At 72.4% G+C, this 17203-nt stretch carries 15 protein-coding genes; 3 read left to right on the top strand and 12 right to left on the bottom strand.

Translation table 11 applies throughout. The features are described from left to right. Positions 1-116 precede the first annotated feature (116 nt). From pheT to infC, 7 genes are all read right to left on the bottom strand, one after another. Positions 117-2630, bottom strand: coding sequence for a phenylalanine--tRNA ligase subunit beta (gene pheT / locus ABZ826_RS08530; protein ID WP_361444210.1), 2514 nt, complete (start codon positions 2628-2630; stop codon positions 117-119). Continuing rightward, the gene (gene pheS / locus ABZ826_RS08535; protein ID WP_361444213.1) at positions 2630-3757 is read right to left on the bottom strand and encodes a phenylalanine--tRNA ligase subunit alpha; all 1128 of its coding nucleotides are present in this window, start codon (positions 3755-3757) and stop codon (positions 2630-2632) included. The genes pheT and pheS overlap by 1 nt, the downstream gene beginning before the upstream one ends. A 146-nt stretch (positions 3758-3903) precedes the next feature. Then, the gene (locus ABZ826_RS08540; RefSeq protein ID WP_361444216.1) at positions 3904-5067 is read right to left on the bottom strand and encodes an ATP-binding protein; all 1164 of its coding nucleotides are present in this window, start codon (positions 5065-5067) and stop codon (positions 3904-3906) included. Between the two features lie 327 nt (positions 5068-5394). After that, positions 5395-6228 (bottom strand): RNA methyltransferase, encoded by an 834-nt coding sequence (locus ABZ826_RS08545; RefSeq protein ID WP_361444219.1) that lies wholly within the window; start codon positions 6226-6228, stop codon positions 5395-5397. A 143-nt stretch (positions 6229-6371) separates the two neighbouring features. Continuing rightward, positions 6372-6755 carry a 50S ribosomal protein L20 gene (gene rplT / locus ABZ826_RS08550; RefSeq protein ID WP_018103794.1) on the bottom strand — a complete coding sequence of 128 codons (384 nt, stop codon included), beginning with the start codon at positions 6753-6755 and terminating at the stop codon, positions 6372-6374. Positions 6756-6863: 108 nt separating this feature from the next. Beyond that, positions 6864-7058, bottom strand: coding sequence for a 50S ribosomal protein L35 (gene rpmI, locus ABZ826_RS08555; RefSeq protein ID WP_114243588.1), 195 nt, complete (start codon positions 7056-7058; stop codon positions 6864-6866). Positions 7059-7179: 121 nt separating this feature from the next. After that, a complete protein-coding gene (infC, locus tag ABZ826_RS08560; protein ID WP_361444222.1) occupies positions 7180-7875 on the bottom strand; it encodes a translation initiation factor IF-3 in 696 nt (231 codons plus the stop codon). A gap of 344 nt (positions 7876-8219) precedes the next feature. On the opposite strand from infC, the gene ABZ826_RS08565 reads away from it, so the two are divergent. After that, complete coding sequence (locus tag ABZ826_RS08565) at positions 8220-8582, top strand: DUF1844 domain-containing protein (RefSeq protein ID WP_361444225.1); 363 nt, start codon at positions 8220-8222, stop codon at positions 8580-8582. Positions 8583-9014: 432 nt separating this feature from the next. Here ABZ826_RS08565 and ABZ826_RS08570 read toward each other — a convergent pair whose 3' ends face one another. Next, positions 9015-9743, bottom strand: a complete 729-nt coding sequence (locus tag ABZ826_RS08570) for an SseB family protein (RefSeq protein WP_361444228.1) — start codon at positions 9741-9743, stop codon at positions 9015-9017. A gap of 283 nt (positions 9744-10026) precedes the next feature. On the opposite strand from ABZ826_RS08570, the gene ABZ826_RS08575 reads away from it, so the two are divergent. Beyond that, positions 10027-10740 (top strand): serine hydrolase, encoded by a 714-nt coding sequence (locus ABZ826_RS08575; protein WP_361444231.1) that lies wholly within the window; start codon positions 10027-10029, stop codon positions 10738-10740. 24 nt (positions 10741-10764) lie between these two features. On the opposite strand, the gene mycP is transcribed toward ABZ826_RS08575, so the two are convergent. Both mycP and ABZ826_RS08585 read right to left on the bottom strand, forming a co-directional pair. Next, positions 10765-11958, bottom strand: coding sequence for a type VII secretion-associated serine protease mycosin (gene mycP, locus ABZ826_RS08580; RefSeq protein WP_361444234.1), 1194 nt, complete (start codon positions 11956-11958; stop codon positions 10765-10767). Continuing rightward, positions 11955-12863, bottom strand: coding sequence for a hypothetical protein (locus ABZ826_RS08585; protein ID WP_361444394.1), 909 nt, complete (start codon positions 12861-12863; stop codon positions 11955-11957). The genes mycP and ABZ826_RS08585 overlap by 4 nt, the downstream gene beginning before the upstream one ends. 608 nt (positions 12864-13471) lie before the next feature. Between ABZ826_RS08585 and ABZ826_RS08590 the strand changes: the two genes are divergently transcribed. Further along, a complete protein-coding gene (locus tag ABZ826_RS08590) occupies positions 13472-14674 on the top strand; it encodes an amino acid deaminase/aldolase (RefSeq protein WP_361444237.1) in 1203 nt (400 codons plus the stop codon). A gap of 347 nt (positions 14675-15021) precedes the next feature. On the opposite strand, the gene ABZ826_RS08595 is transcribed toward ABZ826_RS08590, so the two are convergent. Beyond that, on the bottom strand, positions 15022-15813 hold the full coding sequence (locus ABZ826_RS08595; protein ID WP_361444240.1) for a 3-oxoacyl-ACP reductase: 792 nt from the start codon (positions 15811-15813) through the stop codon (positions 15022-15024). Positions 15814-15819: 6 nt separating this feature from the next. Beyond that, positions 15820-17199, bottom strand: coding sequence for an aldehyde dehydrogenase family protein (locus ABZ826_RS08600; protein ID WP_361444243.1), 1380 nt, complete (start codon positions 17197-17199; stop codon positions 15820-15822). Positions 17200-17203: the final 4 nt, after the last annotated feature.

Below are 17203 nucleotides of genomic sequence, written 5' to 3' on the forward strand. Positions count from 1 at the left end.
CGGCGAGGACGGCGCGGGCAACGCCCGCGAGCGGTTCTGTGCCGCTCGGCGAGCACGGAAGGGGCGTATCCGGTCGCCGGATACGCCCCTTCATTCACGCCGTGTGACGCGCGGTGCTACGCGCCCCGCAGCACGGCGCCCGTCCGCTCGGCGGCCAGCGCCACCGCGGCGTCACGGGCGGCCGTGGCCTCGTCGACGGTCAGCGTGCGGTCCGCGGCGCGGAAGCGCAGCGCGTACGCCAGGGACTTGCGGCCCGCACCGATCTGCTCGCCGGTGAAGACGTCGAACAGCCGCAGCGATTCGAGGAGTTCACCCGCGCCCGCGCGCAGCGCCTGCTCCACCTCGGCGGCGGGGACGCTCTCGGCGACGATCAGCGCGACGTCCTGGGTCGCCACCGGGAAGGCGGAGATCCGGGGCGCCCGCAGCGCGCCGTCGACAGCCTGCTCCAGGACGTCGAGCTCGACCTCCATGGCGCAGGTGCGCTCCGGCAGGTGGAGCTCCTTGATGACGCGTGGGTGCAGCTCGCCGGCGTGCCCGAAGAGGGTCTCCTCGCCGTTCACCGTCACATACAGCGCGGCGCAGCGGCCCGGGTGCCACGGTGCGTGCTGGTCGCTCCGGATGATCACCTCGACACCGGCCTCGCGGGCGATGGTGCGGGCGGCCTCGATGGAGTCCGCCCAGTCGGCCGGGCGGCCCTTGCCCCACCAGCCGGCCTGCTCGCGGGCGCCCGCGAGGACGACCGCGGCGCGGCGCGGCTGGCGCGGCAGCGTGGCGTCGAGCCCAGCGATCTCCTCGTCGGTGGGACGCCGGTCGACCGGCAGCCGCACGGCCTTCGTCTCGCTGCCGGTGGGCCTGAAGACCAGGCCGGTCTCGAAGAGCGCGAGGTCGTGGCTGCCGCGGCCGTCGTTGCGCCGCAGTGCGCCGAGCAGGCCCGGCAGCAGCGTGGTGCGCAGCGCCGGCTCCTCGTCGGAGAGCGGGTTGACGAGCTCGACCGTACGACGCCGGGCGTCGTCGGCGTCGATCCCGAGCTGGTCGAGGACCGCGTCACCGATGAACGGGTAGTTCAGCGCCTCGACGTACCCGGCCCCGGCGAGCGCCCGGCCGACCCTGCGGTGCAGCCGCTGGCGGTCGGTGAGCCCGCGGCCGGACGGCGGCGTCGGGAGGGTGGACGGGAGGTTCTCGTAGCCTTCGAGCCGGATGACCTCTTCGGCGAGGTCGTTGGGCTCGCCGAGGTCGGGACGCCAGGACGGCACGGTGACGAGCAGCTCGTCCTGACCGTAGACATCGCAGCCGACCTCCTGGAGACGCCGTACGACGGTCTCGCGGCCGTAGGTGACACCGGCCACCCGGTCGGGGTGGTCGGCGGGCATCGCGATGGTGCAGGGCGCGGACGGGGCGCTGACCTCGGTGACCCCGGCCTCGGCGGTACCCCCGGCGAGCAGCACCAGGAGGTCGACGGTGCGCTGCGCGGCGGCGGCCGCGGCCTGCGGATCCGCACCGCGCTCGAAGCGCTTGGACGCCTCGGAGGACAGCTTGTGACGGCGCGCGGTCCGGGCGATCGAGATCGGGTCGAAGTGCGCGGCCTCGATGACGACCTCGGTGGTGCTGTGCGCACCGTCCTGGACGTCCGCGATCTCGGTGTGGGCGCCGCCCATGACGCCCGCGAGGCCGATCGGTCCGCGGTCGTCGGTGATGACCAGGTCCTGGGCGTCCAGGACGCGGACGGTGCCGTCGAGAGTGGTGAGCTTCTCGCCCTGCTGGGCGCGGCGCACCCCGATCGGCCCGTCGAGACGGGAGCGGTCGTAGGCGTGCAGCGGCTGGCCGAGCTCCAGCATCACGTAGTTGGTGATGTCGACGGCGAGCGAGATCGGACGCATCCCGGCCTTCTGCAGCCTGCGCTGCAGCCAGATCGGGGAGCGGGCCTCGGGCTGGAGGCCGACGACGGTGCGCGCGGTGAACCTGTCGCAGCCGATCGGGTCGGCGATCTTGACCGGGTAGCCGAACGCGTTCGGCGCGGGCACGTCGAGCAGCGCCGGGTCGCGCAGCGGCAACCCGTACGCGATGGCGGTCTCGCGGGCGACACCGCGCATGGAGAGGCAGTAGCCGCGGTCCGGCGTGACGGCGATGTCGAGGACCTCGTCGACGAGCTGGAGCAGCTCGATGGCGTCGGTGCCGACCTCGTGCTCCGGCGGCAGCACGATGATGCCGTGCGTGCCGTCGTCGCCCATGCCGAGCTCGTCGGTGGAGCAGATCATGCCGTGCGAGGTCTTGCCGTACGTCTTGCGTGCGGCGATCGCGAAGTCGCCGGGCAGGACGGCGCCCGGGAGGACCACGACGACCTTGTCGCCGACGGAGAAGTTACGGGCTCCGCAGACGATCTCCTGCGGCTCGCCGGTGCCGTTGGCACCGCCGACGTCGACCGTGCAGAAGCGGATGGGCTTCTTGAAGCCATCCAGCTCCTCGATGGTCAGTACCTGTCCGACGACCAGGGGGCCCTTGAGGCCGGCGCCGATCCGCTCGACGGTCTCGACCTCCAGACCCACGGCGACGAGCTTGGCCTGTACGTCTCGGCCGGTCTCCGTCGTCGGCAGGTCGACGTACTCCCGCAGCCAGGAAAGCGGGACGCGCATCAGATCTCCATCCCGAACGGCCGGGTGAACCGGACGTCACCCTCGACCATGTCTCGCATGTCTTCTACGTTGTGGCGGAACATCAGCATGCGTTCGATGCCGAAGCCGAAGGCGAATCCGCTGTACTTCTGGGGGTCGACGCCGCAGGCGATGAGCACCTTGGGGTTGACCATGCCGCAGCCGCCGAGCTCGATCCAGCCCTCGCTGCCGCAGGTGCGGCAGGGGCGGTCCGGGTTGCCGACGGACGCGCCGCGGCAGACGTAGCAGACCATGTCCATCTCGGCGGACGGCTCGGTGAACGGGAAGAAGTTCGGCCGGAGCCGGGTCTTCATGTCCGAGCCGAAGAGCGCCTGGACCATGTGGTCGAGGGTGCCCTTGAGGTCGGCCATGGTGAGGCCCTCGTCGACCGCCAGCAGCTCGATCTGGTGGAAGACCGGGGTGTGCGTCGCGTCGAGCTCGTCGGTGCGGTAGACGCGGCCGGGGCAGACGACGTAGACGGGGGGCTCGCGGTCGAGCAGCGTACGGGCCTGGACCGGCGAGGTGTGCGTACGCAGCACGACACCGGACTCGTCGTTGTCCGCGCCGTCGGCGCCGCGGACGAAGAAGGTGTCCTGCATCTGCCGGGCCGGGTGGTCGGGCACGAAGTTCAGGGCGTCGAAGTTGAACCACTCCGCCTCGACCTCGGGGCCCTCGGCGACCTCGTAACCCATGGCCACGAAGACGTCCGCGACGCGCTCCATGAAGGTCGTCAGCGGGTGGCGGGCGCCGGCCGGGGTGCGGTCGTAGGGCAGCGTGACGTCCACTGCCTCCTCGACCAGCACGCGGGCGTCCCGCTCGGCCTCCAGCTCCGCCTGCCGGGCGGCGAGGGCCTTGCCCACGGCGCCGCGGGCCTGGCCCACGCGCTTGCCCGCCTCCGCCTTGGCCTGCGGCGGCAGTGCGCCGATCTCCCGGTTGGCGAGCGAGAGGGGCGAGGCGCCACCGGTGTGCGCGGTCTTCGCCTGGGCGAGCGCGTCGAGGTCACCGGCGGCGGCGAAGGCGGCGAACGCCTCGTCCCGCATGCGCTCGATCTCTTCCGGTTTCAGTGCCTCGACCTCGACTGGGTCGTACGACTTGTTCGGTGCCGACATCTCTTCCCGTGCTTCCGATTGGCTGATTACTGCGCTTACCGGGGGATACCCCGGACCCCCATGGCCCCGCTCGACGGCTGGAGGATGCAAAGGTGCCAAAGGTCGAGTCTAAGGGCCGGAGAATGTGTGGGAGGCCCGTGGGCTGCTCAGACCAGGTAGGCCGGCGTGCTCACGGGCAGGATAAATCGGAATTCCGCGCCGCCGCCGGGGCCGCGGCCGACCGTGATCGTACCGCCGTGCGCCTCGACGATGCCCTTGACGATGTAGAGGCCCAGGCCCGTGCCACCGCGCTTGCTCCCCCGCCAGAAGCGGGTGAAGACACGGCCCATCGACTCCTCGGGGATGCCGGGGCCTTCGTCGCTCACGGTGACGGCCGTTCCCTTCTCGTCGCTCTTCGCGGGTGCGGGTGCGACTTCGATGGTGACGGTTCCCTCGCCGTGGCGCACCGCGTTTTCCAGCAGGTTGCCGAGCACCTGGTCGACCTTGTCCGGATCTGCCCAGACCACGGGCAGCGGCTGACAGGTGCGGACGAGGAAGCGATCCGGGGTCTGGCCGTTCGCGGTGAGGGTCTGGACGTGGCGTTCGACGGCCGCGGAGAGGTCCACCGGCTGGCGTCGCAGCTCCAGCCTCCCGGAGTCGATCCGGGAGATGTCGAGCAGTTCCGCGATGAGCCGGGTGACACGGCCCGCGTCGGCGTCGACGGTCTCCAGCATCAGGCGCTTCTGGTCGTCGGTGAACCGCTCCCACTTGGCGAGGAGGGTCGCCGTGAAGCCTTTGACGGAGGTCAGCGGCGAGCGAAGTTCGTGGGCGACCGTGGCGATCAGTTCGGCGTGGCTGCGTTCGTTGCGGCGACGGGCCTCGGTGCCGCGCAGCGAGACCACCAGCCGGCGTACCGGACCGGTCGGATGCTCGCGCACGTAGCGTGCGGAGACCAGGACCTCCCGGCCGCCCGGCAGCAGCAGATTGCGCTCGGGCTGGCCGACGCGGGTGGCGAGGCCGCCGTACGGGTCGGTCAGAGCCCACCAGCGGCGGCCCTTGAGGTCCTCCAGGGGCAGCGCGTGCTCCAGGGGGCGGCCGAGAGCGGCGGCCCGGGGCACGGCGGTGATCCGGGTGGCGGCGGCGTTGAAACAGATGACCCGGCCGGTCTCGTCGGCGACGACCAGACCGTCGGGGAGGTCGTCGGGGTCGACGGCCGCGTCGTAGGGTCCCGGGTCCGTACCGTCACCCGGTCCGTCCGCCGGGCCGGGGCCCTCACGGGGGCGCACGACGGCCGTGTGTGTGTCCCGCGGCCTGCTCATGCCGACAGCCATATCCCGTACCCCACCTCTCGAACCGGTGCAGTGGGCCCCCGAGCCCGTCACCCTACTAGTCGTCGGTGACGGAGCGACACCCTGTGGGGGCGCACTGCCGCGGTCCGCCGTCGGGCGGGGTACGAGGCACGGCCTCGGTCAGAGCCTGTCAGGCGGCCTTCGATCGGACAGCGGACGCGGTCTGGTGCGTGCGATTCCAAGACGCCGGGATGTCCTCGGATGGGGTCTCCCCTGCTCGAACGAAGCTGAGAGCTCGGGGATGGAGCTACCAGGGCATTTCGGCAACGCGGGAAGCGTGCGCGCCCGGCTCGCATGTGTGAGCTCCTCTCAACCGCGCGGGCGCTGCGCGCGTGCGGAGGCGTACAGGCAGACGGCCGCTGCCGTCGCCAGATTGAGGCTCTCCGCCTTGCCGTGGATCGGCACCCGCACCACGGCGTCGGCCAGCGCCCGGGTCTCCTCCGGCAGGCCCCAGGCCTCGTTGCCGAAGACCCAGGCGGTCGGCCCGCCCATGGTCCCCGCGTCGAGCTCGTCGTCGAGGTCGTCGTCACCGGCGCCGTCGGCGGCGAGAATCCGTACGCCCGCCTCCCTCAGTCCCTGGACGGCCCGCTCGACCGGGACACCGACGGCGACCGGCAGATGGAAGAGCGAGCCGACCGAGGCCCGGACGGACTTGGGGTTGTAGAGATCCACCGAGGCGTCCGTGAGCACGACGGCGTCGGCACCCGCGGCGTCGGCGCAGCGCAGCACCGTACCGGCGTTCCCGGGATCGCGTACGTGGGCGAGGACGGCGACCAGTTTCGGCTTCGCAGCGAGGATGGCCTCGAACGGCGAGTCGAGGAAGCGGCAGACACCGATCAGGCCCTGCGGGGTGACGGTCTGCGACACATCGGCGAGCACGTCTCCGTCCGCGAGGTGCACCCGGGCGCCGGCCGCGTGGGCGGCTTCGACGATGTCGGCGTACCGCTCGGCCGCCTCGACGGTGGCGAACAGTTCGATCAGCGTCGCTTCGCCGTCGTTGCCGCGGTGCTCGGCGGCCTCGCGCACGGCCTGCGGCCCCTCGGCGATGAACCTGCGCTCCTTGCCGCGGAAATTGCGCTTGGCCAGCCGCCGGGCGGCGGTGACGCGCGGCGATCGCGGGGAGATCAGTTCGGGGGTGCCCATGGTCGGCGGCGAGCCTCTCTGCGTACGGGGGTGGTGACGGGTACGGAGGTGACGGACGTACGGAACACGTCGTGCAACGCACCGGACCCGCAGGCGACGAGCGCCTGCGGGTCCGGCTCAAAAGCCAAGAAGTGCGACCTGGGTCAGGCTGCCTTCGGGGCGTTGACGTCGCTCGGGAGGGCCTTCTGGGCGACCTCGACGAGGGCGGCGAACGCGTTGGCGTCGTTGACCGCGAGCTCGGCCAGGATCTTGCGGTCCACCTCGATGTTGGCGGCCTTCAGACCCTGGATGAGGCGGTTGTACGTCATGCCGTTCTGGCGGGCAGCGGCGTTGATGCGCTGGATCCACAGCTGACGGAAGTCGCCCTTGCGCTTCTTGCGGTCGTTGTAGTTGTAGACGAGGGAGTGGGTGACCTGCTCCTTCGCCTTGCGGTACAGGCGGGAGCGCTGGCCCCGGTAACCGCTGGCCTGCTCGAGGATCGCCCGGCGCTTCTTGTGAGCGTTTACTGCCCGCTTGACGCGTGCCACTTTTTGACTCCTTGTAGCGGGGCCGTGGTTGGACTCACACGGCCCGGAAACGAATTGGTCCCGGTCTGGTCGAGGTCGCCGCCCCCGGATTCACCGGGGGCTTCGGCCTCACTTGCCGAGAAGCTTCTTGACCTTCTTGGCGTCGGCCGGGGCCAGCTCGACCGTGCCGGTCAGCGAGCGGGTCTTCTTGGACGACTTGTGCTCAAGAAGGTGGCGCTTGCCGGCGCGCTCACGGAGCACCTTGCCGGAGCCGGTGATCTTGAAGCGCTTGCTGGCACCGCTGTGCGTCTTGTTCTTCGGCATCGCGCCGTTCTCTCCTCGTCAGTGGCGCCCCTCTCGGTGCGGGCACCGGACAGCAGGGGCGTCAGATCTTGGTGGGGATTCCGGGGGGACCCGGGGCCGCCTGGATGGCGGCCCCCTGAGGTCACGCCTCGGAAGGTGTCTCGGCCGAAGCCTCGGGCTGCGGGGCAGCCTCCCCCGCGACTTCGGCGTCGGGGGTGGATCCCTGACGCCCCGCCTTGCGGGCGGCCTGGGCCTCGCGGGCCTCGGCCATGGCTTCGGTCTTCTTCTTGTGCGGGCCCAGAACCATGATCATGTTCCGGCCGTCCTGCTTCGGGTTGGACTCGATGAAGCCGAGTTCCTCCACGTCCGAAGCGAGACGCTGGAGCAGTCGGAAGCCCAGCTCAGGGCGGGACTGCTCACGACCACGGAACATGATCGTGATCTTGACCTTGTCGCCCTGCTTGAGGAACCGGACGACGTGACCCTTCTTGGTGTCATAGTCGTGCGGGTCGATCTTCGGCCGGAGCTTCATCTCCTTGATGACCGTGTGCGCCTGGTTCTTGCGCGCCTCACGGGCCTTCATGGCCGACTCGTACTTGAACTTCCCGTAGTCCATGAGCTTGCACACGGGCGGACGGGCGGTCGCCGCCACCTCGACCAGGTCGAGGTCGTACTCCTGTGCGAGTTCCAGGGCCTTGGCAAGCGGAACAATCCCGACCTGCTCGCCGCTGGGACCGACAAGTCGCACCTCGGGCACGCGAATCCGGTCGTTGATGCGGGGCTCGGCGCTGATGGATCCTCCTCGGTAGCACCACGCGGCCGTCTGGCGGACAGCCACGTAACGTCTGTTTCGTGAGACCAACCGCACCAGGTCAAGAAAAATGCCCCGGACGGGACACAGGCGGGGCTCCTGGAACAACCGGAACACCGCCGCGGTCAACCGCGGGGCGCATCGGGCGGCTCCATCGTCCGTACGGAACGATGGACGCCACCTGACCGGTGACCCGCTGTCCGATGAGGACAGCCAGGTGGGAGATCGGAGCCTCCACTTGTGGGCCGGACACATAGCTGTCCAGCCGGTCGTTACACAAGGTTAGCAGCTCCCCCGGGCGGGCGCTAACCGGCTGCCGCCCGCGACTCCCGCAGACCGGGAGGCGGCGCGGGGGGCCTATCGTATGGCTCATGAGTGACGCGACACCCACCACCGATTCCCCCGGCTTCGACGACATGGCCCGCGACATCGCGGAGGTCCCCGCGGTCGAGGTGATCGTGACGGTCGCGGTCAATCTGATGAGCGCCGCAGCCGTGAAGCTCGGACTGACCGAGGACGGCGACGAGCACAAGGACCTCGACGAGGCCCGCAAGCTGGTGCAAGCGCTGGCCGGCCTGCTGGACGCCAGCACCACCGAGATCAGCTCGTTCCACGCGGCTCCGCTGCGCGACGGCCTGAAGTCCCTGCAGCTCGCGTTCCGCGAGGCGTCGCTCGTTCCGGACGAGCCCGGCAAGGGTCCCGGGGAGAAGTACACGGGTCCCGTCTTCGGCTGAGAGCCTGTCGGGCGGCCTCTGATCGGGCGGCCACTCCCTGGCACGCACTCCCCCAAGGCATCGAGGGCCAGGGGGACCCCCTCCCGCGTTGCCGAAATGTCCTGGTAGCTCCATCCCCGAGCTCTCAGCTTCGTTCGAGCAGGGGAGACCCCGTCCGAGGACATCCCGGCGCCTTGGAATCGCACGCACCAGACCGCGCCCGCTGTCCGATCGAAGGCCGCCCGACAGGCTCTGAGCCCACCCGCTCGCCGGTACCACACCACGACCTTCCACGGCCGTGGGCCCCCGCCCGTCCCGGGCCCGGGTCCACGGCCGTCGTCATCTCCGGCCCCGGCGTGCCGGAGCCGACGAGCCCTCCGGTACGGGACCACCGTCCGTACGACGGTCCGACGGCCGACGCGTGCGGCCGTGCGCGCGGGACCGGCCGGGCGATCAGCGCGTGAACAGGGCCTCACCGGGAGCGGTCGCGTCGGCCGGGAGCAGCGCCAGGTCCAGGCCGCGCACCAGGCGCGCGCGCAGGACCTCATCGGCCGCCAGCCGCTCCGCGACCCGCCGGGCGGCGTCGACGGGGTCCGCTTCGGGGGCCAGCACGAGTGCGAGGGTGCCGTCCGCCCGCCCGGGACCGAGATGGGCGCGGAGCACCGCGGATTCCGCGGCGACCGCGTGCCGTACCGCCGAGGTGACCGCGGGGTCGTCCAGCGGATCGGCGCTGGTGCGGCCCTCGGCGAGGGCGAGCAGGGCGGGACCGGTCAGCTCGAACGCCACCGGGCCGGCGAGATCGAGGACGACCGTGTCCGCCTTCTCGTGCGCGGCGGCCTGCAGTGCCTGGTGCAGGGGCACGGCGACGGGGCGGGCCTGCGGATCCCAGCGGGCCAGCGAGTCGGTCGAGGTGAAGGCGGGCAGGGCCCGGCGGTCTCCCGCCTGAAGGGTGGGGACGGCCATGTCGCTGGTCTTCTCGCGGCGCAGCCCCCGCTCGTCCTCCTCCACCTCCCCGAGCACGGCGACGACGGGGACCAGGAGCCGGGTGCCCTTGAGTGCTTCGAGGACCGGGCCGACGGCCTTCCGGTCCTCGGCCCACACGGCCAGCGCCGCGCTCAGGGCCGGATCAGCCGTGCCGTCGTCGTCGGAGTAACCGGGGTCCGGAATGTTCTTCAGCGCCACAGGGTGAGCGTAGTGCCTGGGGTTTCCTACCCTGTCGACAGGTCGGACCCAGCCGGTTCCCAGGTGCCGTTCCTCACGTCCGGACCGTGTTCCGCATCGGATTTCGCTGTGTCGCCCTGTCCTCGTCCGTGACGGCCACGATCCTGATCGCGGGTGTGGTCGTGGGGGGCATCCGGCCGGTCGGCCGGTCGTCGGAGACGCGCCCCGCGCCGCGGCCTCCGTATCGTCCGTACCCGCCGCCGGGACCACTCCGGTCCCGGCATCGACGAGTGAGGAGCCGGCGGTGGATCTCGACACGGCGCCGGCCGCGGCGGTGGAGCCGCTGCTGGCCGACGCGGGGGAGGCGAAGGTGTCCGTCGCGGTGCCGGACACCGGGAGCGGGGCGCAGGCCGTCTACGGGGACGGAACGTTCGACACCGCCGGCATCGTCAAGGTCGACATACTCGCGGCGCTGCTGCTCAGGGCCCAGGACGAGAGGCGCGTGCTCACCTCCGACGAGCGCGACCGCGCGGCCGCCATGATCGAGCGGAGCGACAACGCCGCCGCCACCGCGCTGCTGCGGGCGATCGGCGGTTCAAAGGCACTCGACGCGGCCAACGCCCGCCTGGGCCTGACCGGGACGACGGCCGCGCACGCATGGGGTCTGACCCGTACCACTGCGGCGGATCAACTGACCCTGCTGAAGGCGGTGTTCGGTACCGGATCGGAACTGAGCGCGGCCTCCCGCAGCTATCTGCGGCGGCTGATGGGGCAGGTCGAGGCCGGCCAGCAGTGGGGCGTGTCGGCGGCGGGCAGCGACTGGGCCCTGAAGAACGGCTGGATGCCCCGGACGACGACCGGGCTGTGGGACATCAACAGCATCGGACAGGTGCGGGCGGACGGCCGCACCTGTCTGGTGGCGGTGCTCTCGGGCGGGCAGCGGACGAAGGAGACGGGGATCGCGCTCGTCGAGTCGGTGGCGAAAGCGGCGGTGGGTGTGCTCGACGCCGCCCGGTGAGTACGCGACGGGCGGGGGCCGCGTTCAGCGCCGTACGGTGGCCGGTCTGCCGCCCCTGCCGCGCCACAGCACCACGGCCAGTGCCAGCAGGACCGCTCCGAGACCGCCCGCGGCGGGGGCGAGCCAGCCCGCGGGGCCGCTGTCATGGCGCTCGGGGGTGGGACCGGGGCCGAAGTACCGCTTCCGGTATCCGGCCTCGGCGGACTCGGCACGCAGGCCGGCGGGACGGAGCGCGGCCCCGGCCCTGATCGCCGCGGCGGGGTCGACGATGCCGTATCCCCGGGCGTCGTCCCGGCCGGACGCCGGGGCGCTGCGTGCCGTGTCCGTGAGCAGGCGCTTGATCTGGGCGGGGGTCAGTCCCGGGTGCGCGGCGCGGACCAGCGCGACCGCGCCCGAGACGAACGCTGCGGCGGCGGAGGTGCCCCACTCCACGTAGTACTGATGGTCGGGGGCGGCGACGACGATGTCGACCCCGGGGGCGCTGACGGTCGCGTACCAGCGGCGGGTGGAGAACGCGGCGTGGGTGCCGTACCGGTCGACGGCGGCAACCGCTATCACGCCGGGATAGGCGGCGGGGTACGAGATGTGGTCGCCCTTCTCGCCCCCGTTGCCCGACGAGGCGACGACGACGGCGCCCTTCTTCAGCGCGTACTGGATGGCGGCGTCCTCGCCCGGTTCGGGGTGGGCCGACTCGCTGTCGTCGCCGAGCGAGAGGTTGATGACGTCGGCGCCGTGGTCGGCGGCCCAGCGGATGCCGTCGGCGAGGGCCGTGCCCCGGGACTCCCGGGCCTTGGCGCGGGACGGGTCGGAGGCTTCGAGAATCACCCGGACCGGAAGGATCCGTGCCTCGGGCGCGATACCCAGGACGCCGTCGCCGCGTCCGTCACCATGGCCGTGACCTGCGATGATCCCGGCCATCGCGGTGCCGTGCCGGGCCCAGGAGCGGTCACCCCGGCCGGCGCCGAAGCCGATCATGTCCTTGCCGGGCAGCACCTGGCCCGCCAGGTCGGGGAGGCTGCCGTCGACCCCGGTGTCGACGACGGCGACGGTGATTCCCCGGCCCTTGGTGGTCCGCCAGGCCTGATCGGTGTGGAGAGCCTGGAGGCCCCACTGCTGGTCCCGGATGGCATCGGCCCTGGCCGGCACCGCGGGCAGGAGCGCGAACGCGGTGGCGGCGCAGACGGCGCCCAGGGCGTGGCGGCGCGTGCGGCGGCTCATTCCGGCTTCTCCGTGAGGTCGGTGACGGTCCGGCGCAGGCCGCGCTCGATCCGGTCGGCAATTCCCTTGGCCTCGTGGCCGAGCCCGGCCTGGGCGGCGGCCGTGGTGGCGTTCGCGGCCATGGCCCTGGCGGCGGGTTGCGGATCGGGGACCGTGCGGCCGTCGGCGAATCCGGAGACGGCGAACACGACGACGGGGACCTCGGTGAGTACGTGGATGGTCCAGCTGGCGCGCTGCCGGTCGCCGAATCCGGCGGCGACCGTGTCCTCGACGGGGTACGCACGGGGCATCAGGTCGGAGCGCCGGTCGAGGTGCTGGTCGGTGAAGCGGGTGCTCAGCGCCCTCATGGCCTCCGTGTCGCCCTCGGTGAAGATCACCCCGACCGTGGTGACGCCGGTGCCGGTGGCGTCGGTGTAGGTGGCCCGGACCATGCGCTCGCACCCGACGGGGGCGAGGGTCCTGGCCAACAGTGGGTCCAGGGCCGAAGCGCAGCCGCCGTCCGGGGCGACGGCGACCCGGGTCCAGACCCGGTCGGCACCGCCGGGCCCCGCCCCGTCACCGGCCAGCGTGCGCGGGAAGAGGGTGTCCACAGGGACGCTGTGCCAGGCCGAGCGGCCCACGGTGTAGGCGCTGTGGGCGGCGGGGTCGGCCGAGGAGTCGCTGATCAGCCAGGCGCCGGTGGCCGCGCCGCCGATCAGTCCGAGCCCGAGCACCACACAGGCGGCGGCGGCCGCGGCCCTGAGCGGGTGGCGGGTACGGATGGGGCGTAGCCGGGTCGTGGTCTCGACGGGGGTCTCGGGCGGCGGGTGGCCGTACGAATGCGGCCGAGGCTGCTGGTACGCGTGCGGGAGGTACGCCGGTCCGGCCGGTGGCGACCCCGCACCCGGGTGCGGGGTGAGGTCCACGGAACCGACGGGCCGTCGGCGGGTCGGGGCGGGCGGCTGCTGGGGGCGGGGCGGAGCGGCGGCGGGAACGGCGGACGAGGGGGCCGGGGGCACGGGCCGGAGCCGGGCCGTCGTCTCCACGGGCGGCGCTTCGGCCGCGAACGGCGCCTGAGGCGTCACCACCGGCTGCGGCCCCTGAGGCCGCGCCGGCCGCTGCTCCGGCTGTGGTGGCCGAGGCGCGGAGTGCGGTGCCGGGGCGGTCGGGACCATGGGTACCGCCGGACCGGGCTGCGTCGGCCCTCCGGGCGACGGGGTTCCGGGACGCGGCGGAACGGGCGCGGCGGCCGAGGTGTCGCCGGGGGGCCGCGCGGGGTGTGCGGTCGTCGGTGGCGGCGGGGTCGTGGGGCGGGGCGGGACAGGAGCACGTTGCGCCTCGGTACTCATCCGCCCCCCCCTGGTCCTGTTCCGTACCGTGCGCGGATCGACGTCACAGGCAGGCCCGTTGGTGCCGCGTGCCCGTCACTCTACGGGGTGGGACGGCCCCTGCGGGAGCGGGACGCCGCGCCCCTGGACGATCTGCGCAGATCGTCCCCCTACCCAGCGGTACGGACGTCTGGCAAGCTGCGGCCATGACTGCCCGCGCCGCTGACCGGACCCGCTACGACCGGGCCACCGCCCATCTGGACGCCCCGATCGCCATCGTCGATCTGGACGCGTTCGATGCCAATGCCGACGATCTCGTGCGCCGGGCCGCCGGGAAGCCGATCCGGGTGGCAAGCAAGTCGGTGCGCTGCCGGGCCCTGCTGGAGCGGGTGCTCGCGCGGCCGGGTTTCGCGGGGATCATGTCGTTCACGCCGGCCGAGTCGCTGTGGCTGGCGCGGGCCGGTTTCGAGGACGTGCTGCTGGCCTATCCGTCGGCCGACCGGGCCGCCTTCGCGGAGCTGGCCGCCGACCCGAAGCTGGCCGCCGCCGTGACGGTGATGGTGGACGACCACGCGCAGCTGGAGCTGATCGACGCCGCACGGGCCGGTGGCCGCGAGGAGATCCGGGTCTGTCTGGAGCTGGACACCTCGTTGCAGTTGCTCGGCGGCCGGGTCAGGATCGGCGCCCTGCGCTCGCCGCTGCGCTCCCCCGCCCAACTGGCCGAGCTGGCACGCTCGGTGGCGCGCAGGCCCGGCTTCCGGCTGGTGGGTCTGATGGCGTACGAGGGGCACATCGCCGGGGTCGGCGACGCGGTCGCGGGCCGGCCGCTGCGCTCCCGGGCGATCCGGCTGATGCAGGCCACGGGCCGCCGGGAGCTGGCTGTCCGCCGGGCCGAGGTGGTGCGGGCGGTGCGGGCGGTGGCACCGGATCTGGAGTTCGTGAACGGCGGTGGCACCGGCAGCGTCCAGCACACGGCGGCGGAGCGCGCGGTGACCGAGATCGCGGCCGGGTCCGGGCTCTACGTACCGCGGCTGTTCGACAACTACACGTCGTTCACGGCGCGTCCGGCGGCGCTGTTCGCCCAGCCGGTGGTGCGTCGGCCGGGTGTGGGCGTGGTGACGGTCCTCGGGGGCGGCTATCCGGCGTCCGGACCCGCGGGGGCGGACCGGCTGCCCGTCCCGTATCTGCCGGAGGGGCTGCGCTACGACCCGCAGGAGGGGCCGGGCGAGGTGCAGACCCCGCTGCTCGGTGCCCCGGCCGACGATCTGCTGATCGGTGACAAGGTGTGGTTCCGGCACGCGAAGGCCGGTGAACTGTGCGAGCGCTTCGACGAGTTGCAGCTGATCGAGGGCGACCGGGTGACGGCTGCCGTGCCGACGTACCGGGGCGAGGGCCGTACGTTCCTCTGAGCCGGGGCCCCGCCGGGGCCGGGGTGCCATGGAGCTGCCCACGCCGCCGCTCGTCCGGCCGTCGTCGATCGGCCGGATCGCCTGGGTGACGGTGTCCATGAGGGAGAGCGGCGGGCCGTCGGGCCCCGCGTCGAAGGCATGGCGCACGATGACCGGTGCTTCGCCACCGGCCGTCGAGGCAAGGACGAGCGACCGCAGTCGGTTCCTCTCGTTCGGATCGTGCCGGGCTCGCGTGCCGGCGGCGGCCGATGTTCCCGTACGCGTCCCCGGCCGCCTCGGGCGGCCCGAACGGTCCGGGGACGGTGGCACCGGGGCACGCGGGCCCGGCCCGATCCGGACGAGAGGCCCTATAGGGGCGTGACGTACGCCCCGGAGATACCCCCGTCGACGAGGAAGTCGGTGGCGTTGACGAACGAGGAGTCGTCGCTCGCGAGGAAGGCGACCGCCGCCGCGATCTCCGTGGCCTCGGCGAAGCGGCCGACCGGGATGTGCACCAGCCTGCGGGCGGCGCGTTCCGGATCCTTGGCGAACAGTTCCTGGAGCAGCGGGGTGTTGACCGGCCCCGGGCACAGCGCGTTGACCCGGATGCCCTCGCGGGCGAACTGCACGCCGAGTTCGCGGGACATGGCGAGGACGCCGCCCTTGGACGCGGTGTACGAGATCTGGCTGGTGGCCGCTCCCATGATCGCGACGAAGGACGCGGTGTTGATGATCGAGCCGCGGCCCTGGCGGCGCATGTAGGGCAGGGCGGCCTTGCAGCAGAGGTAGACGGAGGTGAGGTTGACGTCCTGGACGCGCTTCCACGCCTCCAGGCCGGTGGTGAGGATGGAGTCGTCGTCCGGCGGGGAGATGCCCGCGTTGTTGAAGGCGATGTCGACGGAGCCGTAGGTGTCGAACGCGGCCTCGAAGAGCGCCTCGACCTGTTCCGGGTCGGTGACGTCCACGCGTACGAAGGTGCCGCCGACCTCCTCGGCCGCGGCCTTGCCCGCGTTCTCGTCGATGTCCGCGCAGACGACGCTCGCGCCCTCCGACGCCAGGCGGCGTGCGGTGGCCAGGCCGATGCCACTGGCGGCTCCGGTGATGACCGCGGTGCGGCCGACCAGGCGGCGGCAGATGATCTCGCTGTCGTTGGTGGTCATGCGGGCTCAGGCCTCCGTGCTGAAGAAGACGTTCTTGGTCTCGGTGAATGCGGCGAGCGCGTCGGGGCCGAGTTCGCGGCCCAGTCCGGATTGCCCGTAGCCGCCGAACGGGGTCCAGTAGCGGACGCTGGAGTGGGAGTTGACGGAGAGGTTTCCGGCCCGGACCGCCTGCGAGACGCGCAGCGCGCGGCCCACGTCACGGGTCCAGACCGAGCCGGCCAGACCGTACTCCGTCGCGTTGGCGAGCCGGACGGCGTCGGCCTCGTCGTCGAAGGGCAGGACGACGGCGACCGGTCCGAAGACCTCTTCGGTGGCGACGGGCGAGTCGGGGCGGGCGTCGGTGAGGACGGTCGGCGGGAACCAGAACCCGGGGCCTTCGGGCGCCTTGCCGCTGAGGGCTGCCGCGTCCTCGGGGACGTAGCTGCGGACCCGTTCCAGTTGCGCCCGGGAGATCAGCGGGCCCATCTGGGTGTTCTCGTCGAACGGGTCGCCCACGACGACCGATTCGATCGCGGGGGCGAGGAGTTCCAGGAAGCGGTCGTACACGGATCGCTGGACCAGGATGCGGGTGCGGGCGCAGCAGTCCTGGCCCGCGTTGTCCAGGAACGCCATGGGGGCGGCGGCCGCGGCGGCCTCGATGTCGGCGTCGGCGAAGACGATGTTGGGGCTCTTGCCGCCGAGTTCGAGGGTGAGCCGCTTCACCCGGGTGGCGCACTCGGCCATGATCCGCTTGCCGACCCGGGTGGAACCGGTGAAGACGATCTTGGCGATGCCGGGATGCTCGACCATGGCGTTGCCCGTCACCTCGCCCGCGCCCGGCAGCACTTGGAGCAGGTGTTCCGGAAGCCCTGCGTCCAGGGCGATCCCGGCCAGTCGCAGGGCGGTGAGCGGGGTGGTCTCGGCGGGTTTGAGAAGTACCGCGTTGCCCGCGGCGAGAGCGGGGGCGACGCCCCAGGCGGCGATCGGCAGGGGGAAGTTCCACGGGGCGATGACGCCGATGACGCCGAGGGGTTCGAGGAGCGTGATGTCGAGGCCGCCGGGCACCGGGATCTGCCGGCCGGTGAGCCGTTCCACTCCCCCGGCCGCGTAGTCGAGCAGATCACGGACGTTGGCCGCTTCCCAGCGGGCGTTGCCGACGGTGTGGCCGGCCTCCTGGACCTCCAGTCGGGCCAGTGCCTCGGCTTCGCCGTCGACGGCCAGGGCGAAACGGCGCAGCAGCCGGGCGCGGTCGGCGGGGGCGAGGGCGGCCCAGGTGCGCTGGGCGCCCGCGGCCCGTACGACCGCCGCGTCGACCTCGGCGACGGTGGTGGACGCGACGGTGGCGAGGAGTTCTTCCGTCGCCGGGTTGAGTACGTGGTGTTCCACCAGGTGGTCGGGTGTGGTCACTCAG

This window comes from Streptomyces sp. NPDC047515, assembly GCF_040643055.1.
Classification (GTDB): Bacteria; Actinomycetota; Actinomycetes; order Streptomycetales; family Streptomycetaceae; genus Streptomyces.